Source organism: Abyssibius alkaniclasticus, from assembly GCF_020447305.1.
Lineage (GTDB): Bacteria > Pseudomonadota > Alphaproteobacteria > Rhodobacterales > Rhodobacteraceae > Abyssibius > Abyssibius alkaniclasticus.
In genome coordinates this window covers 1607290-1634289 of the sequence record NZ_CP095732.1, presented here as the reverse complement: position 1 = coordinate 1634289, position 27000 = coordinate 1607290, and the positions used below count along the sequence as shown (strand labels likewise).

The 27000-nt window shown below is 59.4% G+C and carries 23 protein-coding genes, 2 tRNA genes and 1 pseudogene; 7 read left to right on the top strand and 19 right to left on the bottom strand.

The annotated features are described in order from the left end of the window. Position 1 precedes the first annotated feature (1 nt). The 3 genes from LGT41_RS08160 to LGT41_RS08150 all read right to left on the bottom strand — a co-directional run bounded on the left by LGT41_RS08160 (position 2) and on the right by LGT41_RS08150 (position 3582). Positions 2-904 carry a carbohydrate ABC transporter permease gene (locus LGT41_RS08160; RefSeq protein WP_274126364.1) on the bottom strand — a complete coding sequence of 301 codons (903 nt, stop codon included), beginning with the start codon at positions 902-904 and terminating at the stop codon, positions 2-4. Continuing rightward, positions 897-1727, bottom strand: a complete 831-nt coding sequence (locus LGT41_RS08155; protein ID WP_274129692.1) for a carbohydrate ABC transporter permease — start codon at positions 1725-1727, stop codon at positions 897-899. The genes LGT41_RS08160 and LGT41_RS08155 overlap by 8 nt, the downstream gene beginning before the upstream one ends. Positions 1728-2355: 628 nt before the next feature. Beyond that, positions 2356-3582 (bottom strand): ABC transporter substrate-binding protein, encoded by a 1227-nt coding sequence (locus tag LGT41_RS08150; RefSeq protein WP_274126363.1) that lies wholly within the window; start codon positions 3580-3582, stop codon positions 2356-2358. Positions 3583-3887: 305 nt separating this feature from the next. Between LGT41_RS08150 and LGT41_RS08145 the strand changes: the two genes are divergently transcribed. Then, positions 3888-4931: a LacI family transcriptional regulator gene (locus tag LGT41_RS08145; protein WP_274126362.1), complete on the top strand. Its 1044-nt coding sequence runs from the start codon at positions 3888-3890 to the stop codon at positions 4929-4931. Here the strand turns inward: LGT41_RS08145 and LGT41_RS08140 are convergent. Next, a complete protein-coding gene (locus tag LGT41_RS08140) occupies positions 4928-5284 on the bottom strand; it encodes a hypothetical protein (protein ID WP_274126360.1) in 357 nt (118 codons plus the stop codon). The genes LGT41_RS08145 and LGT41_RS08140 overlap by 4 nt on opposite strands. 103 nt (positions 5285-5387) lie before the next feature. On the opposite strand from LGT41_RS08140, the gene LGT41_RS08135 reads away from it, so the two are divergent. Together LGT41_RS08135 and yghU are read left to right on the top strand one after the other, a co-directional pair. Beyond that, positions 5388-5464 (top strand) — tRNA-Arg (locus LGT41_RS08135). 123 nt (positions 5465-5587) lie between these two features. Next, the gene (gene yghU, locus LGT41_RS08130; protein ID WP_274126359.1) at positions 5588-6463 is read left to right on the top strand and encodes a glutathione-dependent disulfide-bond oxidoreductase; all 876 of its coding nucleotides are present in this window, start codon (positions 5588-5590) and stop codon (positions 6461-6463) included. Between the two features lie 39 nt (positions 6464-6502). On the opposite strand, the gene LGT41_RS08125 is transcribed toward yghU, so the two are convergent. The 12 genes from LGT41_RS08125 to LGT41_RS08070 all read right to left on the bottom strand — a co-directional run bounded on the left by LGT41_RS08125 (position 6503) and on the right by LGT41_RS08070 (position 20079). Next, on the bottom strand, positions 6503-6856 hold the full coding sequence (locus LGT41_RS08125; protein WP_274126358.1) for an arsenate reductase family protein: 354 nt from the start codon (positions 6854-6856) through the stop codon (positions 6503-6505). After that, positions 6853-7917: an ACR3 family arsenite efflux transporter gene (gene arsB / locus LGT41_RS08120; protein ID WP_274129691.1), complete on the bottom strand. Its 1065-nt coding sequence runs from the start codon at positions 7915-7917 to the stop codon at positions 6853-6855. Before arsB ends, LGT41_RS08125 begins: the two co-directional genes overlap by 4 nt. Before the next feature lie 28 nt (positions 7918-7945). Next, complete coding sequence (locus LGT41_RS08115) at positions 7946-8278, bottom strand: ArsR/SmtB family transcription factor (RefSeq protein WP_274126357.1); 333 nt, start codon at positions 8276-8278, stop codon at positions 7946-7948. 327 nt (positions 8279-8605) lie between these two features. Next, entirely contained in the window at positions 8606-9685 is a 1080-nt protein-coding gene (locus LGT41_RS08110) for a DUF917 domain-containing protein (protein WP_274126356.1), read from the bottom strand. Positions 9686-9697: 12 nt separating this feature from the next. Continuing rightward, the gene (locus LGT41_RS08105) at positions 9698-10804 is read right to left on the bottom strand and encodes a DUF917 domain-containing protein (protein WP_274126355.1); all 1107 of its coding nucleotides are present in this window, start codon (positions 10802-10804) and stop codon (positions 9698-9700) included. Continuing rightward, positions 10794-12341 (bottom strand): hydantoinase/oxoprolinase family protein, encoded by a 1548-nt coding sequence (locus tag LGT41_RS08100; RefSeq protein ID WP_274126353.1) that lies wholly within the window; start codon positions 12339-12341, stop codon positions 10794-10796. Before LGT41_RS08100 ends, LGT41_RS08105 begins: the two co-directional genes overlap by 11 nt. Further along, a complete protein-coding gene (locus LGT41_RS08095) occupies positions 12338-13222 on the bottom strand; it encodes an ATP-binding cassette domain-containing protein (protein WP_274126351.1) in 885 nt (294 codons plus the stop codon). The genes LGT41_RS08100 and LGT41_RS08095 overlap by 4 nt, the downstream gene beginning before the upstream one ends. Continuing rightward, entirely contained in the window at positions 13219-14037 is an 819-nt protein-coding gene (locus LGT41_RS08090; protein ID WP_274126348.1) for an ABC transporter ATP-binding protein, read from the bottom strand. The genes LGT41_RS08095 and LGT41_RS08090 overlap by 4 nt, the downstream gene beginning before the upstream one ends. Further along, positions 14034-14900, bottom strand: coding sequence for an ABC transporter permease (locus tag LGT41_RS08085; RefSeq protein ID WP_274126346.1), 867 nt, complete (start codon positions 14898-14900; stop codon positions 14034-14036). The genes LGT41_RS08090 and LGT41_RS08085 overlap by 4 nt, the downstream gene beginning before the upstream one ends. Then, positions 14897-15901 (bottom strand): ABC transporter permease, encoded by a 1005-nt coding sequence (locus tag LGT41_RS08080; protein ID WP_274126345.1) that lies wholly within the window; start codon positions 15899-15901, stop codon positions 14897-14899. Before LGT41_RS08080 ends, LGT41_RS08085 begins: the two co-directional genes overlap by 4 nt. A 94-nt stretch (positions 15902-15995) precedes the next feature. Further along, entirely contained in the window at positions 15996-17555 is a 1560-nt protein-coding gene (locus tag LGT41_RS08075) for an ABC transporter substrate-binding protein (protein ID WP_274126344.1), read from the bottom strand. Positions 17556-17688: 133 nt separating this feature from the next. Then, positions 17689-20079: a helix-turn-helix transcriptional regulator gene (locus tag LGT41_RS08070; RefSeq protein ID WP_274126343.1), complete on the bottom strand. Its 2391-nt coding sequence runs from the start codon at positions 20077-20079 to the stop codon at positions 17689-17691. Positions 20080-20378: 299 nt separating this feature from the next. On the opposite strand from LGT41_RS08070, the gene LGT41_RS08065 reads away from it, so the two are divergent. Both LGT41_RS08065 and LGT41_RS08060 read left to right on the top strand, forming a co-directional pair. Next, the gene (locus tag LGT41_RS08065; protein WP_274126342.1) at positions 20379-20642 is read left to right on the top strand and encodes a DNA adenine methylase; all 264 of its coding nucleotides are present in this window, start codon (positions 20379-20381) and stop codon (positions 20640-20642) included. A gap of 44 nt (positions 20643-20686) precedes the next feature. Continuing rightward, positions 20687-20849 (top strand): annotated as a pseudogene (locus LGT41_RS08060) (transposase); the annotation flags it as partial. An 80-nt stretch (positions 20850-20929) separates the two neighbouring features. Here LGT41_RS08060 and LGT41_RS08055 read toward each other — a convergent pair. Both LGT41_RS08055 and LGT41_RS08050 read right to left on the bottom strand, forming a co-directional pair. Further along, positions 20930-21006 (bottom strand) — tRNA-Arg (locus LGT41_RS08055). 152 nt (positions 21007-21158) lie between these two features. Further along, entirely contained in the window at positions 21159-21467 is a 309-nt protein-coding gene (locus LGT41_RS08050; protein WP_274126341.1) for an NADH dehydrogenase ubiquinone Fe-S protein 4, read from the bottom strand. 316 nt (positions 21468-21783) lie between these two features. On the opposite strand from LGT41_RS08050, the gene uvrB reads away from it, so the two are divergent. Beyond that, positions 21784-23958, top strand: coding sequence for an excinuclease ABC subunit UvrB (gene uvrB / locus LGT41_RS08045; protein ID WP_274126340.1), 2175 nt, complete (start codon positions 21784-21786; stop codon positions 23956-23958). Positions 23959-23994: 36 nt separating this feature from the next. Here the strand turns inward: uvrB and LGT41_RS08040 are convergent, their stop codons facing one another. Then, the gene (locus LGT41_RS08040) at positions 23995-26289 is read right to left on the bottom strand and encodes a glycosyl hydrolase family 28-related protein (RefSeq protein WP_274126339.1); all 2295 of its coding nucleotides are present in this window, start codon (positions 26287-26289) and stop codon (positions 23995-23997) included. Between the two features lie 289 nt (positions 26290-26578). On the opposite strand from LGT41_RS08040, the gene LGT41_RS08035 reads away from it, so the two are divergent. Continuing rightward, positions 26579-26992, top strand: a complete 414-nt coding sequence (locus LGT41_RS08035) for a YeeE/YedE family protein (protein ID WP_274126338.1) — start codon at positions 26579-26581, stop codon at positions 26990-26992. The last annotated feature ends 8 nt before the right edge of the window (positions 26993-27000 follow it).

Below are 27000 nucleotides of genomic sequence, written 5' to 3'. Positions count from 1 at the left end.
TTTAGCCTTTCACCGCGCCAGCGGCGATGCCGCGCACGAACAGTTTTCCCGATACGAAATAGACAACCAATGGCACCAATCCTGTAAGGATCGTCGCGGCCATGTTGACGTTATATTCCTTCACCCCCTGCACCGAGTTCACGATGTTATTGAGCTGCACCGTCATGGGGTAGTTATCGGGTTTGGTATAGATCACGCCGAAGAGGAAGTCGTTCCAGATGCCTGTCACCTGAAGGATGATCGCCACCACGAAAATCGGCAGGCTCATCGGCATCATGATTTTGAAGAAAATGCCCCAGAACCCCGCCCCGTCGACACGCGCGGCCTTGAACAGCTCTTCGGGCAGCGAGGTGAAGTAGTTGCGGAACAGCAGCGTCAGGATGGGCATACCGAAGATGGAATGCACGATCACAAGGCCACCCAGCTTGGTGTAAAGCCCCATTTCGCGCAGCATGATCACCAGCGGATAGATCATCACCTGATAGGGGATGAAGGCGCCGAAAATCAGGATGGTGAAGAAGATGTTCGCCCCCTTGAAGCGCCAGTTGGCCAGCGCATAGCCATTGACCGAGGCAATGGCGATAGACAGCACCACCGAGGGCACCATGATCTGCACCGAGTTCCAGAAACCGCGGCTGAGCCCGTCGCAGTTCAGCCCGGTGCAAGCCTCCGACCAGGCCTTGACCCAGGGTTCGAAGGTGATCTCCACCGGGGGTGAGAAGATATTGCCAAGCCGGATTTCGGGCATACCCTTGAGCGATGTGACCACCATCACGTAAAGCGGCAGCAGGTAGTAGACCGCGATGAGGATGAGCGTGCCGTAAAGGATGATATTGCGGCGTGACAGGGCGCGGCGCGGCTTGGTGCCGCTTGGCCCCTCGAATGCTGTGCTTGCATCAACCATGAGTCTTCTTCCCCTTGAATTCGAGATAGGCCCACGGGATGATGACGATCAGCACCGAAAGCAGCATCATGGTCGAGCCCGCAAAACCCTGGGCGAGGTTCTGGCCGCCGAACATGTAGTCGTAAACGTATTTCGCCGGCACTTCCGAGGCGAGCCCCGGCCCGCCGGAGGTTTGCGCCACGACAAGGTCATAAACCTTGACGATGCCGGCAGCGATGATCACGAGTGTGGTTATGAAGACCGGGCGCATCATCGGGATGATGATGAAGATATAGGTTTTCCAGGCGGGGATACCGTCGACCCGTGCGGCTTTCCAGATCTCCTCGTCAATCCCGCGCAGGCCGGCCAGCATCAGGCACATGATCAGCCCGGTGCCCTGCCAGAGCCCGGCGATGAGAATGCCATAGATGACGATATCGGCGTCATAAAGCGGATCGAAGGTGAAGCTTTCAAACCCCAAACTGCGCACAATCGCCTGCACACCGAATTCGGGGGTCAGAATCCATTGCCAGACAAGGCCGGTCACAATGAAGCTGAGCGCGAAGGGAAACAGGAAGATCGAGCGGAAGGTGTTTTCAAAGCGGATTTTCTGGTCGAGCAGCACAGCCAGCATGAAGCCGATCACCAGCGAGAAAATCAGCGAACAGACGCCATAAATGACAAGGTTTTCGATTGAGATGAGCCAGCGTGAACTGCTCCACAGCCGTTCATACTGGTCAAAGCCGATCAGGTCGGATTTTGGCAGAAGCTTGGAATTGGTGAAGGAGTGATAGACCGTCCACAGCGTGGCACCAACAAACACGCCAAGGGCTGTCAGCATCATCGGCAAGGCGGCGACCTTGGCTGACAGGTTTCCCCCAAGCAGCCGTTCGGCCGGGCCGGGAATGCGGCTGCGATCATCAATCGAGCCGGTGACCAGCAGCAAAATCGCGCCCAAGAACAGCATGACCCCAAGCGGTGCGCTGAACGGGTAAAGCGTGTTCAGGATGGTGCGAAATGCCTTGTAATCATTCGACAGGCGGCCAAAGACGCCCATGCCGTATAGCCAGATCAAGGCGCAAACCACGCTGAATATCAGATAGCCGATAATCTGGCGTTTGCGTGAATTTCCCTTCAGCACAAGCTGCGGCTTCAACCCGCTCCAAGTGCGAAACACCGCATAGGCGGCCACGGCAAGCGCGACCCAGGGCAGGGCGTTGGCAATGAACCCCCCCGCATTTCCGACAACCGCCTCAAACGCCGCACCCAGACCAAGCCGAGTGGCCAGCACAAGAATAGCGGTTGCGGCGAGCGCGCGGACAAAAAGCTTTTGCGCAGTTCGCGTCATCTGTCATCCAGTCCTTTTGGCTGTGGAAATGGTGAAACTATGGCCGCAAGGCCAAGTAAATGCACAAACATTTCCCAAGAAACGCGGCCGCCAGCGCGGGGCTGGCGGCCGGTTTGGCGCCTGCCTAGTCGGCAGATGCGATGATGGCTGCATAGTCAGCCTGCACCTGATCAACCGTGATCGACAGGTCATTCCAGAAGGCTGTCATCAGGTCGTTGAGCTGGGTGTTGGTATCTTCCGAGAAGTTCTGGGCACCACCGGGCAGGATGTTGCCGGAAGCCAGAATTTCAAGGCCTTTCTGCATACAGGCGTTTGCAGCCGAAAGGTCGATATCGCCACGCACGGGCAGCGAGCCCTTTTTCAGGTTGAAGGCAACCTGCACATCCTTGGAGATCAGCAGGCTGGCCAGACGAAGCTGGGCGGCTGTGATTTCCGGATCGTCATTGACCGGGAAGTAGAAGGCGTCACCACCGGTATCGAGAACGTCGTTGAAGCCAAGACCCGGCAGACAGGTGTAATCTTCACCCGCAACCTGGCCGGCAACCTGGAATTCGCCCTGCGCCCAGTCGCCGTGGATCTGTGCGGCGGCGGTGCCGGTAATCACCATATTGGTGGCCTGGTTCCAGTCTTGCACATTCGAGCCAACGGCCAGACGGCGCGCATCGTCGAACGCTTCAAACACGCGGCGATATTCCGCGCCTGCCGCCACTTCGGCGTTCTTTTCGGTGTTCACGGCTGCCCATGTGTCATAGTCGAGCAGCGCAATGGCCAGCGCACCAAAGGCGAGCTGTGTCTGCCAGCTTTGCTGACCCATCGCCAAGGGCACGATGCCGGCTGCTTCCAGCGCGGGGCCGGCGGCTACAAATTCGTCCCAATTGGTGGGCACGGGCAGGCCAACCTTTTCAAATGCGGCATTGTTCAGCCACATCCACTGCGCCGAGTGGATGTTGACGGGCACGCAGTAAATGCGGCCATCAAGCGTGCAACTGTCCAGAAGCGAGGACGGGTTGACAAAATCGCGCCAGCCTTCGGCTTCGGCCAGATCGGTAATATCGAGCATCAGACCGGCTTCGATCAGCTCTTCGGCCTGGCGGCCGTGGTTCAACTGGGTGGCGCCCATCGGCTGGCCGCCCAGAATGCGCGAAATGATGATGGGGCGCGCTGTGCCGCCCGAGCCGGCAATCGCGCCGTCAACCCATGTATCGCCGCCAGCATTGAATGCTTTTGCGAATTCAGCCACCGCGGCAGCTTCGCCGCCCGATGTCCACCAATGGGTTACTTCCAGTTCTGTGGCCGTGGCGGGTAGCGCCAAGGTTGCCGCCAGTGCGACGGCGAGTGATGTCTTTTTCAATGTTTCTCTCCCTGCAACTGTATCGTTACAGATAAGAGGCTAAATCGTTTCCGTAAAATTTTCAAGCTGGCAATTTTGCTTTTTTTGCGCCCATACTGGCGGCAAGAGTATTGTATATACTGGCCAACTGAGCAGATGCAGCATAAGCAAATCCCTCACCAGATTTTCTATTGGTTTTCGCGAAAATCAGCGGAAACCACCCCGGCGCGGGTTCCCCTTCGGCTTGGGTTTGCGATAGGGCTGTTCGCAGTTGCACCACAAATTGCCGATGCGAATCGGCCCGTATTTTTGAGCGGAGTTGCTTGATGAGTCGCCCAGTTGATTCGCCCGCGCGCCGGTCGCAGCCGACGCTGAAAACCATCGCCCAGATGACCGGGCTGGCGGTAACCACGGTCAGCCGTGCATTGAATGACGCGCCCGACATTGGCCAGGCGACCAAGGAAAAGGTGCGCGGCGTGGCCAAATCCATCGGCTATCGGCCCAACCGCGCGGGCGTGCGCCTGCGCACGGGCAAGACCAATGTCATCGCGCTGGTCCTGTCGAGCCAGCAGGATGTGATCGGCCATGCCGCGCAGCTGGTCTATGCGATTTCCGACGAGTTGAAGGGCACGCCCTATCATCTGGTTGTCATGCCCTATGCGCCCGATACCGACCCGCTGATCCCTGTGCGCTATGTGATAGAAACCCATTCCGCCGACGGCATTATCTTCAACCAGACCATGCTGAATGACGAACGCGTGCGCCTGCTCACCCAGGAAAACTTCCCGTTTTCCTCGCATGGGCGCACCGAGATGGGGATTTCCCACAGCTATGTCGATTATGACAATGGCGCCTATGCCGACCTGATCGTGCGCGAGCTTGTGCGCCGTGGCCGCAAAAACCTTGTGCTTGTGCCGCCACCGCTGATCCAGTCCTATGCGCATCATATGGCCGAGGCCTTCAGGCAAACCTGCGCGGCGCTGGGAATAAAGGGCGCGATCCTGTCTGAGTTTTCGGCGGATCATGACATTGATGACATTCGCGCCGGCACCTTTGCCGCGCTGCAGGCCGACAGCAGTATTGACGGGATCATTTCGGCCACCACGGCGGCAACCATCGCATCGGTCGATGCCGCAGAATCGAGCGGGCGGCGGCTTGGGCATGATATTGATATCGGCTCCAAAGAGGTGAGCAACCTGTTGCGGGTCTTCCGCCGCCAGCTTGTGCTGGTGCGCGAAGACACAACCGAGGCCGGGCGGCATCTGGCGCGCGCGCTTTTGCAGCAGATCAACGAGCCGGACGCGCCGCTGGTGTGCAACCTGTCTGTGCCGACCGCGGCCGATATTCTGCCCGGCACGCCAAATGGTTAGCCGCCCGGCTCGTCCTTCAGGGCGGCGCGCAGGGCGGCACGCAACGGGCTTGCGGGGTTTTTCAGGGCTTTGAGCAGAATTTCAAGCACGCGCGCTTCAAGTGCTGCATCTGACTGTGCAACCTTTCTGCGCAGGGTCGCCCCGGAAGATGCGATGGTTTCGCCAAGCCCGTCATCTATGCGCGCCTCGGGCTGAAGCACCAGCATTTCATGCTGCATTCGCGCGGAATCGCGTGCATAGCGGGCACCGGTTTCAGCCGTCACCCGCTGGCGGATGGCCGACAGGATGCTATCGACCGAAAATTCGGCCGGGTCCGGCTTGGCTGGGGTATTTTCGTTATCTTCCGTCATCATGTATAACTGTATCCCAAGCCTTGCCGCTGCGAAAGAGATCGCAAGAGGCTGCGCGCATTCCCCGATTGCAACCGCGAAAGCAGTATCTTATAGAACCCTCAACGCACCCGTAGCTCAGCTGGATAGAGCGCCGCCCTCCGAAGGCGGAGGTCACAGGTTCGAATCCTGTCGGGTGCGCCAGCCAATCCGCTGCCGGCCTCTGGTTTTTTGGCGCAATGCTGCCTATCTAAAGCACAAAGCCGTTTGTCGCAGCCCGCATGTGGATGCGCCATAGGGCATTATTGTTTGAAGGACGCATATGCTATGACAACTGCAAAAACCTATTCCCCGCCGAAAACTTGGACATGGGATGCCGAAAACGGCGGCAACTGGTCCAAGATCAACCGCCCGATTGCCGGCGCAACCCACGAGGCGGAGCTGCCGCGCGGTAAGCACGCCTTGCAGCTCTATTCGCTCGCCACGCCAAACGGCCAGAAGATCACGATCATGCTTGAAGAGCTGCTGGCCAAAGGGATTGCGGCCGCAGAATACGATGCCTATCTGATCGATATCAACAAGGGTGATCAGTTTTCCTCGGGGTTTGTGGCTGTCAATCCGAACTCCAAAATTCCTGCGCTGTTTGATGCGGAAACCGGTAGCCGGGTGTTTGAATCGGGCGCAATCCTGCTGTATCTGGCCGAAAAATTCGGGGCGTTCCTGCCCAAAGATCCGGCGCATAGAACCGAGGTGATGAACTGGTTGTTCTGGCTCCAGGGCTCGGCCCCCTATCTGGGGGGCGGCTTTGGGCATTTCTATGCCTATGCGCCCGAAAAATTCGAATATCCGATCAACCGCTACACGATGGAAACCAAGCGCCAGATGGATGTGCTGGACCGTGAGCTTGCCAATAACCGCTATCTGGGCGGTGATGACTACACCATCGCCGATATGGCGACCTGGCCCTGGTATGGCAACCTGGTCACGGGCGATGCCTATAACGCCAGCGAATTCCTCGATGTTGAATCCTACAAGAACCTGCGCCGCTGGGCTCTGGAGATTCGCAAGCGCCCCGCCGTGGAGCGCGGCCGTATGGTCAACCGCACATGGGGCCCGCTTGAGGGGCAGTTGCACGAGCGCCACGATGCTTCGGATTTCAAGCTGCGCACCCAAGACAAGCTGGCGGCCGAGCCTGCCGAATAGGGGTTTGCCCCGGCGCGGCGCGTCGGGGCAGCCAGCGGCCTAATCGCCCAGCAGGGTTTGCACCAGCTCGGCCGGGCGACACAGGCGCACACCTTTGGGCGAACACACGATCGGGCGGTTGACCAGCACCGGATGCTGAACCATCGCATCCAGCAGGGCGGCATCGCTGACAGCCGGGTCAAGCAGGCCAAGGTCTTCGGCGGGGGAATGGGTTGTGCGCAGCGCGGCACGTGGCGTGATATCGGCCGCGGCGAACAGGCCCAGAAGCTGCGCACGAGTCCAGCCGCTTTCCAGATAATTGATGACAACCGGCTTTTCGCCCGCCGCCTCGATCATGCCCAGAACGCGGCGTGAGGTGCCGCACCCTTCATTGTGGTGGATGACGATGGTCATACGGTCTCTCCTTGGGCAAACCAGTGGCGGGTGCGGTTGGCAAATGCCACAAGCGACAGCATGACCGGCACTTCGACCAGCACCCCGACAACCGTGGCCAGCGCCGCGCCCGAACCAAGGCCAAACAGGCTGATCGCCACGGCAACCGCAAGTTCAAAGAAATTCGACGTGCCGATCAGCGCACAGGGCGCGGCCACGTCAAACGGAATCCGCCAGGCCCGCGCCGCAAAATAGGCCAGGAAAAATATGCCATAAGATTGTATCAGCAACGGCACCGCGATCATCGCAATCACCATTGGCTGCGCAACAATCACCCCACCCTGAAAGCCGAAGAGCAGAACCACCGTCACCAGCAGCCCGGCCACGGATAGCGGCTGGATGCGGGATTTGAACCGGTCCACCGCCGCCACGCCCCCTGCCCGCACAAGCCGCATTCGCGTCAGCAAGCCCGCAACCAGCGGCAGCAGCACGTAAAGCAATACCGAAAGCAGCAAGGTGTTCCACGGCACGATGATGTCGGTCATGCCCAACAGCAGGGCCACGATGGGGGCGAAGGCAAAGACCATGACGATATCATTCACGCTCACCTGCACCAGCGTATAGGTCGCATTGCCGCGCGTCAGGTTCGACCAGACAAACACCATTGCCGTGCAGGGCGCCGCCCCCAGCAGGATGACCCCGGCCAGATAGGCCTGTGCATTCTCAGGCGAGATCCAGGGTGCGAAAACATAGTCGAAAAACAGCACACCAAGGGCGGCCATCGTAAAGGGCTTGACCAGCCAGTTGATGACCAGCGTCAGCACAATCCCCTTCGGGCGCTGGCCGATCTGGCGCAGCGCACCAAAGTCGACCCCGACCATCATCGGGTAAACCATTGCCCAGATCAGCACGGCAACCGGCAGATTGACGGAGGCAATTTCAAGCGCCGCCAATGCGCCAAACGCGCCGGGAAGCAGGTTGCCCAGCACCAGCCCGGCCCCGATGGCCAGCGCCACCCAAAGCGAAAGCCAGCGTGCGAAAATCCCAAGCCCGGCGGGTGGGTGTGCGGTTGTATCGGCCATCATCTGTCCTGTGTTAAGGGGGGTAAATCTAGTCGGCGCAAGCCAGCGCATTGATGATGGGCTGGCATTGCGCGGGGCTGCCACCGCAGCAATCCTCCATCAGGAATTCGAGCAAGCCGCGCAGCCCGTCGAGATTGGCGAAATAGCGAATGCCGCGCCCCTGCCGCGCGCTGCGCACAAGCCCGGCCCGCGCCAGAACCGACAGGTTGGCCGACATGGTATTTTGCCGCACATCCAGCGCGGCCCCGATTTCACCCGCCAGCATTCCCGCCTTGCCCGCCTGCATCAACAGACGAAACACATCAAGCCGGGTCGACTGGCCAAGGGCGGCGAAAGCTGAAAGCGCGTCTAACTTATCCATAATTCATGATTTATGGATATTTATTTGCACAGTCAACCGATTTCAGACCTCAAGCACCGGATCGGCGCAATGCGGATGATGAATTCGAGTTCTGGCGCCCCCGGCCGGGTCCTGGCCCACACATTGTTGCAGCGGAACCGACGCGTCCACAAAGAGATATGTGAAGGCCGCGTAGTGATGATCGGCCCGGGCGCTTGCCCAGGCGCAAATCCCAAACTTTGATCAGGCTTCTTCACCTGTTGGCCAGCCTGCCACGCCAAGGCCAGCCGCAAGGCGCAGCCTTGAATATTCGCGGATTTTCTGCGCAATCGGCGCCTTTACGCCCGCCTAGCGCGCCAGCGGCACATAATCGTGGTCATATTTGAAATAACGCGGGCCGACCAGCCTGATACCTTCCGGGGTTGCCCAAAGCGGGTTGCAGGGCCAGGCCAATGCCATCAGGCGCTGTCCATATTTGAGCGAATCCGCAGTCACCGGAGCCCCGCTGTCAGCCTCGAGCAGGGTGATCAGGTCGGGCGTGGTCGCTAGCACCTGCCCATCTTTTTCGGCAATCAGAAATTCATTCTGAAAGTCGAGCGTCATGGTTTCATTCAGGTGGTTCTCGACACCCGCAATGATGGCGCGGCCACGGGCAAAGCCGCCAACCGTGCGGCGTTCGATATCGGTTATCCGCCCGTGAAACAGGTTCTGGGCGCCCAAAAGCCTTGCCAGCGCCGCCACAGGGTCGGCATGTGCGGCGCGCGCTTTGCGCAGGGTTTCACCACATTTGGCGCAAAGCGACAGGGTGCCACGCACTACGGCTTCTTTGGCGGTCTTGCCCGACATCGGGTAAAAGGCCAGCAAAGCCGATCCGCCCATTTCAATGGTTGCCGCGCGCGCCAGCCGCTCGGTCCAGTCATTTGAGACGGTTTCAAGCACAATGGAATTGCCCTTGTCATCGCACAGCACCATCGGGGTTGCCGATACGCCCGCAAGTGTGAAAGTGACCATCTGCAATTCCGGAAATGCCCGGCCCATGCCATCGCCATCAACCAGAGGCAAGCCGGTGGCGGCCGCCACGACAAAGGGTGTTGTCGAATTCACGCCACCCGCCTCGCCGCATAGAATGGCATCAATTTTGCGGCCCATGACCCTTTCAAGCGCATTGAACGCATTGATCAGTTCGTCACCCTGGGGCAGTTTCTCGGTCATGACGGTGGGCGCGCCCATCATGCAGACCGGCACGACAAGTGCGTCGTCATCCAATCCTTCAACATCTATAAGTGTAACCGGCCCATATTTGCGAATGGCCTGCTGGGCCATGAGCTTGCCAACATATGGATCGCCCCCGCCCCCCGTGCCCAGAACCGCGCCGCCAATGGCGATGTCTTCGAGATCGTCCACTTCAATCTTGCGAATAACTGTCATGTTTCTGTCCTTTCAGGCGCGCATGGGGCCAAGGGTAAGGGGGGTGAATTTCAGGTCCGGATAACCAAAAGCCTGCGGCCCCACGACCTTCATCGCCTCGGGGGTTTTCATCATGTCATGCACGGGAAGCCCGATCACCGCCAAACGCTGGCCATAGCGCAACACTTCGGTGGTGAGCGGCTCGCCGGTTTCCAGATCGAGATTGATGATCAGATCGGGCACCATGATCACGGGTTTGCCGTCGACCCAAAGCACAAGGTTTTCGTTCTGGATGGCGATGCGCCCATCAGAGCCGGCCCAGTCACCCGAACCTTCGATAAATGCCTCACCGCGGGCAAAACCGCCCTCGGTTCGGCGTTGGATGTCGGTTATCTTGCCGGTGAAAAACAGCGTGGCGCCGGTGGTTGCAATCACACGGTCCACAACATCCTGGCGCTTTGCGCGGGCATCCAGCACCGTGCGGCCGATCTGCAGCGCCTGTGTCATGGTGCGCGGCACGGCGGTGCGGCGCACGAAATCCATGCGCATTGGCGCAATGGCAAGCCCGGCCGCCGCGCCCATTGCAACAGAGGTGTCGCGTGCGAAACGCTCCAGCCAATACATGTCCTGGACATGCCGGAAAACAACGACATTGCCCTTGTCATCGGCAATTGCGGCCGGGGCGGCATCGGCACCATAGATGAAGAAGGTGGTCATCTGCACTTCGGGAAAGGCGCGGCCCATCCCGTCACCATCAAGCACGGGCAGGCCGGCCTGCATGGCGGTGAGCAGCGGTTCCATTGAATTTGCCCCGCCGATCTCTGCGCAGATCAAGGCCGACATGCGCTTACCCGAAGCCTCTTCAACGGCGCGCATGGCACGCAGACATTCTTCACCCTGCTCAAACTTTTCCACGCCCACAACGGGTGCGCCAATACCACCGACCTCGCCAATCCAGGCATCATCCGGCAGGGCGTCGAGCGGCAGAATGTCAACCGTCGCGCCCTTTCGCAGCAATTCACGGCATCGCAGCATTCCGATATAGGGGTTGCCGCCGCCGCCAGTGCCCAGCAACGCGGCCCCGATGGACATTGGCAAAAGATCGGATTCTTGCAGCGGGAAGCGAGCGTCATTCAACATGAAGCTCTCCCACGGCTTTAACGCGCACGCGCGTCGCATTTCCCGGCAGATAGGCCAGTGGCACATCTTCCACATCGACGATTTCGATTGTCCCTTCGCGCGCGCCTGCGGCAACCGCGGCAGCGGTCGCGCGCGCTTTGGCATCGGCAAGGGCTTCGCTGCGGCCAATTTCGGCAAGCGCATAAACCCGGTCAACCTCGCCCGAAACCTGGGCAATGGCGGCACCCACGGCATTGGCCACGGCAAAATGGTTCGGCATGATAAGGTCAAGCCCGGCAATTTTGCCTTCGACGATGATCGAGCCGCCACCGACGACGATTACCGGCAGCGGTTCGGCAGAAACCCGCGCCCGCTCGACACAATCTTCAAGCATGAAGGCGATGCGGTCGCGCGCAGCGCGGATCAAGGCCGCATCCAGATGCGCAACCCTGGATTTGTCACCCAGATCGGCCCCGCCATCGGCCACCACAATATCCGAAGCCGTTAGCGTGCTACCCCCGAAAATCAATGCCTCGGTCGCAATGCGATAGCCAACCGATTGCGGGCCGACGGTTACACCCTCGCCCGAGCCTTGCACAAGCGAGCCGCCACCAAGGCCGATGGAGAACACATCGGGCATTCGGAAATTGGTGCGCACGCCGCCCACCTCGATTGCCACCGCCGCTTGCCGTGGAAACCCTTTTTGCAAGCACCCCACATCGGCAGTTGTGCCGCCGATATCAACGACAATGGCGTCCTGCACACCCGAAAGGAAGGCCGCGCCGCGCATTGAATTGGTGGGGCCGGAGGCAAAGGTCAGCACCGGAAATTTCTCGGCAAAAGCTGCATCCATAAGCGTGCCGTCATTCTGGGTCAGATAGAAGCGGCCACGAAAGCCGACATCGGCCAGCGCGCCGCGAAACGCGGCGATAACGTCGCGCGACAGATCGCGCAAACAGGCATTCATGATTGCGGCATTCTCACGTTCAAGCAATCCCACGCGGCCAATTTCGGCCGAAAGCGTAATATGTGCATCGGGCAGCGCGCGGGCCAGAATTTCGCCGGCCTGCTTTTCGAACGCGTTGGAAACAGGCGAGAATACGGCCGAAACTGCGACCGATTTTATACCCTTGGCGCGGATATCATCGGCAATGCCCAGCAATTCGGCCTCATCCAGTTGCGAGATGATGCGGCCATCAAATTCATTGCCCCCATGCGCCAGATACCAGTGATGACCGATTTCATCGCGCAAATCTGTGGGCCAATCAACCATCGGCGGCAGGCTGGCAGTTGCGGGCAGACAGAGCCGCACACAGGCGGTTTGCGCAAGATCGCGGCGCTGCACAACGGCATTGGTAAAATGGGTGGTGCCGATCATGACAACATCGACCTTGTCGGCTGAAATATCCGCTTCGGCCAACACCTTTTTCAGCGCGTCCACAACGCCTGTCATAACGTCGCCGGATGTGGGCGCCTTAACGCCGGCAAGCACCTTGGTGCCGTCCATCACAACAGCATCCGTATTGGTGCCGCCTACATCAATGCCTATGCGGATCATTTGAGTGTTTCCTTTGGTTGTGTGCCTTCACGAAGCGCCAGCAGGGCTTCGGCGGTTGGGATTTCGCCGTTGATCAGCGGAATATGGGGGCGCAGCGCCTCTTCCTCGGCCGAGATAACAGGGACCGAGGCGATGAGGAGCCGCGTATAGTCGTGCTGGGGGTTCGCGAAAACGGGCCCGACCGGCCCGGTCTCCACGATCTCACCCAGATAGAGTATGCCCACCGTCTGGGCGAAATTCCGCATCAGCGACAGGTCGTGGCTGATGAACAGGAAGGTCAGGCCAAGTTCGGCGACCAGCCCTTCGAGCAAGTCGATCACCTTTGCCTGAACCGAAACATCAAGCGCCGAAGTCGGCTCATCCAGAACCAGCAAGCTGGGATTGACCGCCAGCGCGCGGGCAATCGCAACGCGCTGTTTCTGCCCGCCCGAAAGCTCGTGCGGGTAACGGTCGGCAAAATGCGCGGGCAGTTGCACCATTTCCAGCAACGCGCCAACGCGCGCCGCGCGATTGCCCGCGTAATGATGCGCAACCAGCGGAACGGCAATGGACTGCCCGACCGTCCGGCGCGGGTTCAACGAAGCGCCGGGGTTTTGAAACACCATCTGCACCTTCTGGCGATGCTCAAGGCTGGCAGCGCGTCCAAGAATGGAGGTGCCGTTGATCAGAATATCGCCCGAAGTGGGCCCGGTAAGCCCCATGATCATCCGCGCAATGGTCGATTTGCCAGAGCCGCTTTCGCCGGCCAGCCCGTAAATCTGCCCCTTTTCTATGACAAGCGACACTTTGTTGACGGCCCGCACCTCGGCCCCCTTGCGCCCGAATGCGCGCTTTGTGGCAAAGGTTTTGGTCAGGTTGCGAAGCTCAAGAACCGGGCTCATGCGTCTCTCCCTGTCAGGCGCGGAACAGCGGCGATGAGGTCTTGCGTATAGGGCTGTCGCGGTGCCGCGAAGATACCTGCCGTCGGGCCATGCTCGACGATTTCACCCTTGTTCATCACATAGGTATAGGCGCTGGTTTCACGCACAACGCCCAGGTTATGGGTGATCATCAGCAGGGCCAGCCCGTTTTCGGTGACCAGGTCTTTCAGCAGCTTGAGGATCTGGGCCTGGGTCGTGACATCGAGCGCCGTGCCCGGCTCATCTGCGATCAGCAGGCGCGGCTCTGACAATAGCGCCATTGCGATCAGCACGCGCTGGCGCATCCCCCCAGACAGCATGATGGGGAAAGATGCGGCCACGCGCTCGGGGTCGCGCATTCGCACCTGCGACAGCACCTCGTGAATCCGCGCAAGCCTTTGGCGGGCATTGCGCGTGCGCCCCAACCGCCGGTCGGCATATTTGAGAATGGTGCCAAGCTGGTCCTTGATGGTAAAAACCGGGTTGAGCGATGACATCGGATCCTGAAACACCATGCTCATCGCCGTGCCGCGCAAGCGAAGCCGGTCGCGCTCGGGCATGGTCAGCAGGTCGCGCCCGTCAAACAGGATGGTGCCACTGTCAATGCGCGCGGGCGGTATGGGCAGAATACCCATGATTGTTTTCATGGTAACCGATTTGCCGGACCCGCTTTCACCCACAAGTGCGATCTGCGCACCTTCGGGCACATCAAGGCTGACAGATTTGAGAACCTGCACAGTGCGGCCATAGGTCGTAAAGCTGACGCTGAGATCCTGAACCGACAGAAGGGCGCTCATCGCACATCCTCCACATCGAACAGGTCGCGCAGCCCATCGCCCAGCAGGTTGAAACCAAGTGCAACAAACAGGATTGCACAGCCCGGCAAGACGCTTTCCCACCAGTAATCCGGCAGGAAGGATGCGCCGGAGGCAACCATTGTGCCAAGGTCGGGCGTGGGCGGCTGGATGCCAAGCCCAAGGAAGCTGAGCGCCGCACCGATGAGAATGACAAAGCCTGCATCAAGCGAGGTTTTGACCGCGATGGCTGAAACGCAATTCGGCAGGATTTCACGAAACAGGATATGCGCCTTGGATGCGCCCAAAGTTTCGGCGGCCTCGACAAATTCCTGGCTGCGCAGCTGGCGGGTAAGCGAATAGATCAGCCGTGTGTGCCATGTCCACCATAACAGCGCGATGGCCAGCATCGAATTGGTCAGCGACGGTGTCAGCACAGCCGCAACGGCCAGCGCCATAACCAGTGGCGGAATGGCCAGCGCGATATCGGTGATGCGCATGATCACGATTTCGACCCAGCCGCCAAAATAGCCCGCGAGCAGCCCTAAAGTCACACCCACGGGAATGGCAATTCCCAGCACCACAACGGCCAGCATCAGCGACACACGCAGCCCGAAAATCACGCGGGTGAAAATATCGCGCCCCACATTGTCGGTGCCAAACCAGTTCAGAGCCGATGGCGGCTGATGGCGGTTACGAAAATCGACAAAGGCGCCGACATGTTCGGGATATGGGGTGATGAGCGGGGCAAAAATTGCCAGCGTCACCGACGTGATCACGATGATCATGCCGATCACGGCTGTAGGGTTGCGCGAAAACCGCCACCAGTTCTGCCATGCGTTTGAAAGCGCCTTTTGCTCGCTCATGTGCGGCTCCCCCGGATCCGGACGCGCGGGTCAACCACGCCGACAAGCACGTCAATCAACAGGTTTACCAGCACGAAGAAGGCACCCGACACCATGACAACGCCCATAATCGCGTTCAGATCTTTCTGGACAATCGCGCGGATGCCGTAGCTGGCCATGCCGGGCCACGAGAAGATAAGCTCGACCACAAAGGCATTGCCTATCAGCGAGGCGAATTCGAGTCCCGTAATTGTCAGTGGCGGCACGAAGGCGGGGCGCAGCATGTATTTGAACATGCGCAGCCGGGCTGGAACGCCGAAGGCGCGCGCGGCTTCGATATAGTCCTGCCGCGAGACATCAATCATCGAGGCACGGGTAATTCTGGCGATCTGCCCCATCGTTGCCATGCCCAGCGCAAGCGTCGGTAGCAGCAGGTGCCGTGCGCCTTCGCTGAACACATCGAAACGGCCTTGCAGCAGGCTATCAAGCAGGATCAGGCCGGTTATGTTTGCATCATAACTCATCGAGGCAGGCAGGCGGCCCGTTGTGGGCAGAATGTTGAACACATAACCGGCGAGGATTTGCAGCAATAGCGCCAGAAAGAAAGAAGGCACCACCGCCGAGCTTATGGCAAGCGCGCGGACAAGATTGTCGGGCCAGCGGTCCTTCCAGCGCGCGGCGGCCACACCAAGCGGTATGCCAAAGACAAAGGCGAACAGAATGGTAAAGATCACAAGCTCAAGCGTTGCGGGGAATGTTTTGCGGATATCGGCATTCACCGGCTGTTCCGTCAGAAGCGAACGCCCCAGGTCGCCCCGCGCAAGCCCCGACAGGAACTGGCCATATTGCTCGACCATCGGTTTGTTTAGGCCGAGGGATTCTTGCAAATCGGCAACCTGTTCGGCGCTAGCCGAGGGGCCAAGCGCCATGCGCGCCGGGTCGCCCGGCACCACCCGCGCGATCGCAAAGATCAGGACGGACAGGCCAAACAGCACCAATAGCGACCAGAGCAGCCGCCGCATAAGGAAGCCTAAGAATTCCATGACGGGCTTTCGGTTAAGTCAGGCTGCCCGACCCTGAGGCCGCTGTGGCGCACGGGTCGGGCGTTGGACGCGCTCAGCAGGTCCAGCTATAGCGGGCGAAGTCATAGTCGAATGACTGCATCGGCACAGGGTCAAAGCCTGTCAGGCACGTGTCAATCGCGTGCTGCACGGTTTGCGCCAGAAGAGGCACCGTGACCATCTGCTCGGCCAGATACCGCTGGATGTCTTTGTAAATCGCCGCCTGTTCGGCAACATCGCCGGTGGCGCGCGCCGCGTCAATCATCGCGTCAACCTCGGGGTCTTGTAGCCAATCCATGCTGGCCCAGGTTCCGGACGCGGCGGAATGGAACTGCGTGTAGAACATCGAATCCGGGCTGGGATAGGTCGGGCCATAAAAGATCTGGTTTGCATTCGGCGTTGAGTCCGGGCTGCCCGCAATTTCTGTAACCCGGTTCCAGGGTTCAGGCTGCTGGGTTATGACAAAGCCAAGCGATTCCAGATTTGCCTGCATCAACAGGCTGATTTCCTCTTCAAACAGCGTTCCGGCCACATAGCCAAGCGTGATGGGAATTGGCTGGCCGGCATAGGAAGATTGCGCGATTTCTGCGGCCGCACGTTCCAGGTTGTAGCTCGGGCCTTCGACATCATCGGCAAAAAAGGATTCAAACCCTGCCGGCAGAACCGTAGTCATGGCTTCGCCCGGGAAAATGACCTCGCGGATGGTTTCATAATCAACCGCATAGGCAATGGCGCGGCGGATGCGCACATCATCGGTTGGCGCCCGGCGATTGTTGAGCTTCAGGTAGAAGGCGGTCGTTGTTGGCCGACTTTCCAGCGTGAATCGCCCCATTTCCACAAGTGCCGCATAAGTCTCGGGAGATTGAAACTGTGAAGACATGGTCAATTCACCCGAGGCTGCCAGCGCGCGCACAGTCGCCTCGTCATTCGTTACAATCCAGCGGACTTCATCAATCGGGTTGTCGGGCATTTCGCCGTAATAATTCGGATCACGCCGCACGATCATGCGGCTGCCGCGATCCCAGCTTTGAAGCAGGTAGGCGCCAGAGCCGGCCACATTGGCGGCCAAATAGGTTTGTGCGTCATCATCGCCCGCATTCGCCGCGACAAGCTCTTCATTGACGATCATCAGTGCAGGCACGGTGGACATGAAGGGCGCAAAGGTTTTCGAGAGCGTGAATTTGACCGTCCGCGCATCGAGCGCAACCACATTGCCGCTTTCAATAACACCCGCAAACAGGTTTGCCGGACCTTGGTTGATGCGCAGCAGACGTTCGAATGAATAGACCACATCAGAGGCTTCAACCGGGCTTCCATCGCTGAATCTGGCATCGGCGCGCAACGTGAATGTCACTTCAGAAGCATCGTCCGACACGGCCCAGCTTTCGGCGAGCTGCGGCACGAGGTTGCCGCCGCTGTCAACGGTTGCAAGGCTGTCATACAGGTTCACAGCAGCCATATAGTCGGTGTAATCGCTGATCTTGGCCGGGTCTATCGTGCCAAAAATCTGAACCGTGTTCATGGTCACCACAGTTTGCGCCGTGGCAGCATTCGGCGCTGCAAGACCAAGCGCCAGCGCGGCGGCGGTCGTCGTCATCAATAAGCTTCTGGTCATTGAATTCCTCCTTTGGGTTGCGTGGGCGCCAAGCGTGCGGCCTCTATTATCCACCAAGGATCAGCAAAAGCCCCCGCTTCAGCAACGGGGCTAGTGGCTAGGTTTTTGAAAAATATGGCTAGGTTATTGCACGTTAACCGAGCAATCGACGCGCGCGGGCCGCTTCCACCGCGTCACGCCGAGTCGCGCAGCCCAGTTTCTGATAGAGATTGGAAAGATGGAATTTGACAGTCGCCTCGCTCACCCCCATCAGCCGCGCAATCGCCTTGTTGGTGCCACCTTCAGACAGCGCATGAAGTATCCGATGCTCCTGGCGCGTCAGCCCGCTTTCAATGGCGCGACGCGCGCGGCCGGGCCCGGTTTCTTTCACCTGCCGCAAGATGCGGCGCACGGCATCCGACCGGCCCAACACTTCGGATTGCCGCTTCAATCGGGTCATGTCTGCCAGAAAGATCCGCTCTTCGCTCAAAGACGCCACCGCGTTCTGGCTGGCGGCCTGTTCGGCAGTGCGGCGCAACTGCGACTCGGATTCCTGCGTGCGGCGCTGACGGCGCAGCACAAAGGCAAGCCAGATTTCCGCCGCCTGCCTTTGGCGCCCGGTCAGGTGCGCATTGTCGAGCAGCGCAGATATCTGGTCTGCCAGGCCGGCCCGTGTCGGGCTGGTCTGCGCAAGGTGCCTTAGCCAGACCAAGGCCATTGCCACATCATCCCTGTCGCTCAAATGCGCAAGTCCGTTGCCTGACCGTGTCACGAATTCAAGCGTTACATGCGTTTCCATCGCATTTGCACGGTCATGCGCCTCTTGCCAGCGGTTGCCGTTTTGCAACGCCACCACCTCGCGAATATCGATCAGCCCCCCGAATTGCGCCGCACGGTTTTGTGTCACGCGCCAACGGTCCAGAAAATTGCGCGCCGCCGCTGCCGAAAAATGTTCGCCAAGCGCCTGGCTGCCATAGGTAAGTGCCAGTTCCAGCAATGCGGGCCAGATTTCGCCATCGGCCAGCGCGTCCACATCGCCCGACAGAAACCGCAAAAGCGGCTCGGCAACGCCGGTTTCATAGGCGATGCACGCATTCAAAAGTTGCAAAAGCCGCGCATCGCCAGGGCTTTCAAACCGAATTTTCGCAAGCTGCGCGCCCGCCCGGTTGCTGTGCTGGCGCGCCCCCGCCGTATCACCCCGCATGAGCTGGATAATGCTGCGATGCAGATCAATGTAAAACGACAGTATCGGCACATCCACCCTGTCGTAGTGGATCGCTGCACGAATTGCGACATGTTCGGCCTCGGCAAACCGACGGCTACGAATATAGAGTTCCAGCATGGCGTTGTAGAACGAGCCGCGGCGCAAATCATCGCCCGCGGGCAGTTCGGCCAGCAATTTATAGCAATCTTCGATCAGACTTTCGTCGATATCTATATCTTCCCATGCCAACATGAGCATTCGGAAGAAACGCACCGACAGGCTGTATGTGTCGCGCGCAGCCATGACCTTTCGCGTATCCCGGGCGTTGGGGCCGAAACGGTCGACCAGAATACGGTAGGCAAGAGTCATTTCACCGCGTTTGATTGCCTGAATTGCGCGCGCAAGCACCAGCGGTTCGGCGTGATGGGCGATTTCGGGCGGAAATCCGGCAATCATGTCATGCAACGCATCGCTGCCAAAACGGTGAATGAAGAACACACCCCCCGATTGACGCACCGCCTCCAACGCGGCCTGCCAGACGCCGATAGACTGAAATAGCGCAATCGCCGCTGGAAACTGCCCATAGGTGGCGCGCGCATTGGCCATTGCCCTGACATTCACCGGATCGGCGGCGCGCAAGGCAAGTGTGCGGTTCAGTGCAGTGCAAAGCGCGCCGCGGCAGGCGGCAATCGGGCCGGGCAATGGCCCCGACGCCGCGCTGCGTCCATCCATGAACGGCACAGATTTTAGGGCGCCGCGCCCAAGTTTCTGGCCCGGTTCGTTCAGCGCAACATCGAGCGAGACAAGCCGCACAGTTGGCACTTTTGCCAAAATCTCCGCCTGTAAAAATTCGACCAACACCTCTTCCGAGCGGGTTGAACCTGCCGCCAGCAGACAGGCCCAGCCGCCGGTTCGGGCAAGCAGATCGGTGGCCTTGCTTCGGGGATAAACGGTTGTCAGATCGTCCAGCGAGAAGAGCAGCGATTCGGCGGGAATGCGGCTGACCTTCCCATAGACATCGGCACGCGCCAGTCCGGGAATTGCGGTATCCGGGCGCTTGGCGATGATGAGCCTGCATGTAGAGGGAAGATCGGTTGGCAGCGGCCCCGACTGGCCACAATCCGGCACATCCCACAGGCAGACCGGCCCGTTGGGGCAATGCAATTCGCAGCTCACAGCAAGGCCAAGCCTGCGCGACAGATCCTCCATCAACCAGGATTTACCCGTGCCCGCCGGCGCCTCGATAACCACAATCGGGGTTTCGCAACCGAGAATCCGCGACACAAGCGCAAACCTGCCTATCCGAACATGCGCATTCTCCACCCCCGGCACAGACCGCATTGCCTCCTCCTGCCACCCAAAGTCGTCCGAATCTAAACCCTATGGCCTGCATTGCGCCATTGAAAGCACCAACGCAGACAAGGGCCTGGCACCTGCAAGTTGCCGATCTGCTTGCCATGCTGCTTTTGGCAGACGCCTCTGGTAAGCCTAGGCACCACGGCCGCGCACTGGAAGGTGTTCCCTGTGCCACCTCAGCACCTTAACCGCACCGCATCCTGCTGCCGCAAGACCGAGCATGGCACGACCGCCCGGCCACAGATGTGCTGGAAACAATCCGCGAACAAAGGTAGGAGAGAAAAATGACAGGATTGCCACACCCGATTCCCTACCAAGGTAGCAAGCGCAAGCTCGCCCCAATGATTGACAACTTCCTGCCCAAGAGCATCAAGACCTTCTATGAACCGTTCTGTGGCTCTGCCGCCATGACGATCTATGCCGCCCACCACAGGCGGGCAGAGCGGTTTGTGCTGACCGACAGCCTTGAGCCAATGGTAACGCTCTTGCGCTCCATCGTGGAAACACCCGACCGAACGGCGGCGCGCTATAGACCTGTCGCGGTTTGATGCCGTTTCTTTGGTAGCATTTACTGCAACAAAGTAGACGAACTATGGTCACGGGAAGAACGGATGAGTTCCGCAAGGATGCAGTGCGAATTGCGCTGACCAGCGGGCTGACACGGCGGCAGGTTGCGGATGATTTGGGCGTTGGGTTTTCGACACTGAAAATTGGTGACAGCGCACCGCGACACGAATGTGGTACCGCCCGAGGATCGCGAGGATGCGGGGGTCAATGTCTTCTCTTGCCATGCGGCCAGTTCTGGCAGACAAACCCTTGGCTTGGAAGGGAGAAATGGCGATCCCGGGAGGGCTCGAACCCCCAACATCCTGATTAGAAGTCAGGTGCTCTATCCAGTTGAGCTACGGGACCGTGGCTCTTCGATAATGGTCATGAAATCGGTTCGCAAGCTGCTTGCGTGTTTCCAGACCTTTGTATTCGCATCCTCCTGCGGCGCCAGCCCCAGATCTAAAGTCAATCGCTCTATCCGGTTGAGCTACGGGGCCGGGGCCGGGGGTGGGGGGCTAGTGGGTCCAGGCGCCGCGGCGGTTGGTGGCGAAGTTTTCGCCATAGCCGCCCTTGCGCAGATTATGGGCGCGGGGTTTGGGCTCGACCAGTTGATAGGCGATCCCGTTGGCGGCGGCATAGGCGATGGCCGCCTCCTTGCTTTCAAATCTCAGCTTCACCTGCGCTTGCGTATCGGCCGCGCTGGTCCAGCCCATCAGCGGGTCAATCGCGCGGGCAGATGCGGGGCTATGCTCCAGCAGCCATTCGGTTTTGGACTGGCCGGATTGCATGGCATTGCGGGCGGGCTGGTAGATTCGTGCGGTCATAGCGAGCCTTTGGGTTGCTTGCCGTGTTTATCGCGAATGCGCCGCCCCGATGCAAGAGGCGGCGCATCCCAACTCGAAGGGAAATTGAAGACAGCAGACCACCAACAGGGCACGGGGAGCGAGTGTGGGGTGGGTGCGCCCTGATGGCAGACTGTCTGCTTGCCCTCAAACCCTAGCCGTGACGAAGCGAAATGCACAAGCGGTTTCTTCGCCTGGGGTTGATGTTTTTATGTAAAACTCAACCTATAATATTAGGCTTTTATTAATCTTGAATTTGGCGCGCAAAGCGGCGACATATAGAGAACAAAATAGGAATATGCCCGTGGACTTTCCGCACGACCCGAATCCTGAAATCCGCCACCGCCCCAAGCTTGACGGCGGCAAGCGGCTTGTGCTGAAGGCCGAGTTCGAGCCGGCGGGCGACCAGCCCACCGCCATTGCCGAGCTGGTTGAGGGCCTGCAATCGGGCGAGCGCAACCAGGTTTTATTGGGGGCAACCGGCACCGGCAAAACCTTTACAATGGCCAAGATCATCGAGGCAACCCAGCGCCCCGCGATCATTCTGGCCCCCAACAAAACCCTGGCCGCCCAGCTTTATGGCGAGTTCAAGGCCTTCTTTCCGGACAATGCGGTCGAGTATTTCGTATCGTTCTACGATTATTACCAGCCCGAAGCCTATGTGCCGCGCACCGATACTTTCATCGAAAAAGAAAGCCAGATCAACGACCAGATCGACCGGATGCGCCATTCGGCCACCCGCGCCCTGCTGGAGCGCGACGATGTGATCATCGTCGCCTCGGTCAGCTGCATTTATGGCATCGGCTCGGTCGAAACCTATGGCGCGATGACGCAAGACCTGATCGTCGGGCAGGACTATGACCAGCGCAAATTCATGGCCGAGCTTGTTGCCCAGCAATACAAGCGCAACGACAATGCCTTCCAGCGAGGCACCTTCCGCGTGCGCGGCGATTCGCTCGAAGTCTGGCCCGCGCATCTGGATGACCGCGCCTGGCGCTTTTCGTTTTTTGGCGAGGAGCTGGAGGCGATTCACGAGTTCGACCCGCTTTTGGGCGACCGCACCGACACGCTTGAAAAGGTGCGCATCTACGCCAACAGCCACTATGTCACCCCGCGCCCGACGCTGCAGCAGGCCATCAAATCCATCAAGATCGAACAGAAACAGCGGCTGGAACAGCTTGTGGGCGAAGGCAAATTGCTCGAAGCCCAGCGGCTGGAACAGCGCGTGAATTTCGACCTCGAAATGCTGGAGGCTTCGGGCTTTTGCGCGGGCATCGAGAATTATTCGCGCTACCTTACGGGCCGCGCCCCGGGCGAGCCACCCCCGACCTTGTTCGAATATATCCCCGACAATGCGATCGTATTCGCCGATGAAAGCCATGTCTCCGTGCCCCAGATCGGCGGCATGTTCAAGGGCGATTACCGCCGCAAGTTCACCCTGGCCGAGCATGGGTTCCGCCTGCCAAGCTGCATGGATAGCCGCCCGCTGAAATTCGAGGAATGGGATGCGATGCGCCCGCAATCGGTGTTCGTCTCCGCCACCCCGCAAAACTGGGAGCTGGAGCAATCGGGCGGCGTGTTTGCCGAACAAATTATCCGCCCCACCGGCCTGCTCGACCCGCAAATCGAAATCCGCCCGGTCGATACCCAGGTCGATGATTTGCTCGACGAGGTAAAGCGTGTCGCCGCCAAGAATATGCGTGTTCTCTGCACCACGCTCACCAAACGCATGGCCGAGGATCTTACGGAATACCTGCACGAACAAGGCGTGCGCGTGCGCTACATGCATTCCGATATCGACACGCTGGAACGCATCGAAATTTTGCGCGATTTGCGGCTTGGTGCCTTTGATGTGCTGGTCGGCATCAACCTGCTGCGCGAGGGGCTCGACATTCCGGAATGCGGGCTCGTGGCGATTCTCGATGCCGATAAAGAGGGGTTTTTGCGCTCTGAAACCTCGCTCGTGCAAACCATCGGCCGCGCGGCGCGCAATGCCGATGGCCGGGTCATCATGTATGCCGATCGCATCACCGGCTCGATGGAGCGTGCGATTGCCGAAACAGACCGCCGCCGCGACAAGCAGATCGCCTATAACAAGGCGCATGGCATCACGCCGCTGACGGTCAAGAAAAACGTGCAAGACGTGATGGACGGGCTGTTCAAGGGCGATACCGACCAATCGCGCGTTACCGCCAGGGTCGATAAAAAGGGCAATGTCGGTGACAATCTGCGCAGCCATCTGGATGCCTTGCGCAAGGATATGTTGAAGGCCGCCGAGAATCTGGAATTTGAAACCGCCGCGCGGCTGCGCGATGAAATCAAACGGTTGGAAGCGGTGGAGCTGACCATTGCCGATGACCCGCTGGCGCGGCAAACAGCGGTTGCGGCTGCGGTGGAAAGCGCCACCAAAAGCAGCGGGCGCAGCACGCTTGGCCGGGCCGGAATGCGTGGTGGTCGCCCGCGCCGCCGCTAGGTGCCACCCACCGGGGCAGGTGGCACCCAAGTCTGGCTATATCGTGCGGTCGCTGCGCAGCTGCAATGCCACCCTGCCCTTGACCGCCGTCGCCCAGTTGATCGCCACCGCCTGCCCGGCCGCCCCCTGGTTGACACTCACATAAGGCGCGCCGAACTGTGCCACATTGGCCGCGTTCTGAATGGGGCCAAGCGCGGTTATGCTGCTGGCCGAAAGCACCCGCCCGCCAAATGGCACGATCTGGGCATGATCATAGGGCCAGGCCGCCAATGCCGTAGGCTGGGCCACTTCCACAAAGGCCGGGTTCTGCGTGCGCCGGGTCACGCCGTTGAAGACATTATATTCAAAAACAATGTCTTCACTGGCCGAATGGTCAATGCTGCCATTGGACAGGTTGAGCGATTCCACCCTGTCGATCTGCGAGCCATCGAACACATTGAACGTGTTATGCGTCATGTTGATCCCGCTCAGCCGGTGGTTGGTGCCATAGGGCATGATGCGCAGAAAGGTAAACCAGTTGGGCACATCGGCGGCCACGAACATGTTCCCGGTCATTATCAGATCGCCGAAAGTCGGGCTGTTGGCATCGCCGTTCTGAAGCGGCGAATGCTCGTTCGTCACCTCGATATAGCAATTGTCGATATAGTTTGACACCAGCGTCGAGTTCGATCGCCGGTCGGTAAACACAATCCCGGCGGTCGGGTTGCGCGATGCCGTATTGTCGCCCTGCCAGAAATGGTTGCCCGAAATGATGCACAGCGCGCTCGACAGAAATGCGAAATGCCTGAACCGGATGGCATGGTTGTTGCGAATGCGCACATCATTGCTGTTCAGCGAAATTGCAATGGTTTTGCGCTCTTGCGCCAGCGTGTCGTATTCGGTCGAAATAAACTGGCAATGATCGATGTTGATTGCAAAGCAGCCCGCATCGAACGAGGCAATGCCCCGGTCTTTCGGTTTGGTAAACCAGCAATCGCGGATATGCCAGCTTGCGCCATATTTCGGCAGCAGAATCCCGCTGGCATTGTAAAAGCACAGGAACTCGATATCGTCGACCTGAAAGCGCGACAGGTCCGAAAAGCCCGAGCAATCCAGAATATACTGGAACCGCTGGAAGGTGTAGCTTTGGGTCGAGCTGGGGTTGATCAGCTTTTGCGACAGGGTCAGCGTGCCGGCCACCTCGTTCTTGGCCTTTACATACACTTCGCGCCCCATGCCGTTGCCGCTTACCAGCGCGCCAATGGCGATGTTTTCGATATTGGCCACATTGGTCAGCTCATCGGGCGTTGTCACCGACCAGTTGGCCGTCGAAACCGTTGTGACCGTATCCCAGGCGGGCGATGCCTCTGCCTCAAGCTGGCCGTTTCGAATGGCCCGGCGGTTGGCATAGCCGGTTTTTCCGGCAATCGCCGCCAGGTCCAGCGGTGCGGTCAGTTGCACGCGCCGCCCCTTCATATCAAGCGATTCATGGCCCGAGAAGTTGAACAGCGCGGCAAGCGCGCGCTTCAGCCCTTCGACCTCGTCGCCAAAGGCATCGATGTAGATCGGCAAATCGAAGCGGTTGGTCAGTTGAAGCCGTCTGTTGCTTGGCATCACCACACGGCCTTCAAAGCGGCAGCGCGAGCTTATCGTTACGGTCTGGCCCAGAAAGTAAACACCGGGTGACACCACCAGCTCGCGCCCATTCGCATCGGCATCGGCGGCCTCAAAGGCCAGCGTGTCATCGGTCACGCCATCGCCCACGGCGCCGTAATCGCGCACATCGACCCAGCCCATCAGGTTGCGATGAAAGACCGAGGTGACATCTTCAATCTCGATGGATTCAACCCGCACAATCCCGCCATTGCTGCCCAAAAGGTCAATGCCGAAATGCCCGTAAACCGCCGAACCGCCCCATTGCATATCAACGCCCGTGCGGTTGCCGGTGCCGACAATCGCGCTGACCTCGTAAATGCGGCCATAGGTTGCGGGCAAAATTTCGGGCCCGGTCTCATCCAGTCCGGTGACATGCGCACCAACCGCCGAGCCCGCCCAGCCCGCGACCCGGATCGAGGGGAACAGCCCGCTCATCACCTTGATACGCGCCCGCACGCGCAGATAGACGCCCGGCAGGATCGGCACTTCGCCCATATAGCGCAGGCGCTGCACGCTTTCGGTTTTTTGCAGCTCAAGGCAGGGGCCGAAATCCGGATCGCTGGCCACAAGGGCGGCATCGGCGGCGCCCACATAGGTGTTGGTGCCGGGGGTTCCGTCCTCGCGCGACCAATCGTCAAGCCCGTCAATAAAGGCGGGCGGCATGAAATCAATACCATCGGTAATTGCTTTATTCATTCATAACCCTTTCGTGCAAAGCTTCGCCCGCCTGGCCATGCACAAGGCTGTGCATGGCTGGGCATGATAGGGCTGTGTGGGGGGGGTGTCTCGGGGATGTGGCGCCAGTTTCTGGCACGCAGGCTGTCTAGCAGATAAGCCTTAACAGCGGCTTAACCATGCCAAAAATACTTGGTTTCACGCGGCCAATCGCCCGGGCGCGCACAGAATGTTGAGTATTTGGCAACAAAACCCTGTTGCATTCACAAATATGAATGTTATCTCTGCGCTTCAAACAAGGGGAACGTAGATGAATCCGGATTGGGTAAATGCCACCTTGGGTGGGCTGATGATTGGGGCCTCGGCAGCCCTATTGTTGCTGGGCAACGGCCGCATTGCGGGCATAAGCGGCCTGTTGGGCAATGCGCTCAACCTCACACGCTCGCCCGCCCAGACCGAGCGTTACATGTTCCTGATCGGCCTTCTTGCGGCGCCGTTGCTGTATTGGCCCTTCGCCCCCCTGCCCGCACTCGGCATGACAACCAGCATTCCACTTATCCTTGTGGCGGGTTTGCTGGTTGGCTTTGGTGTGCGCATGGGGTCGGGTTGCACATCGGGCCACGGGGTTTGCGGCACGGCGCGGCTGTCGCGCCGTTCCATCGCTGCAATGATCACCTTCATGGCAACCGGTATCGGCACCGTTGCACTTATGAACCTGTTTTAGGGGCCTGA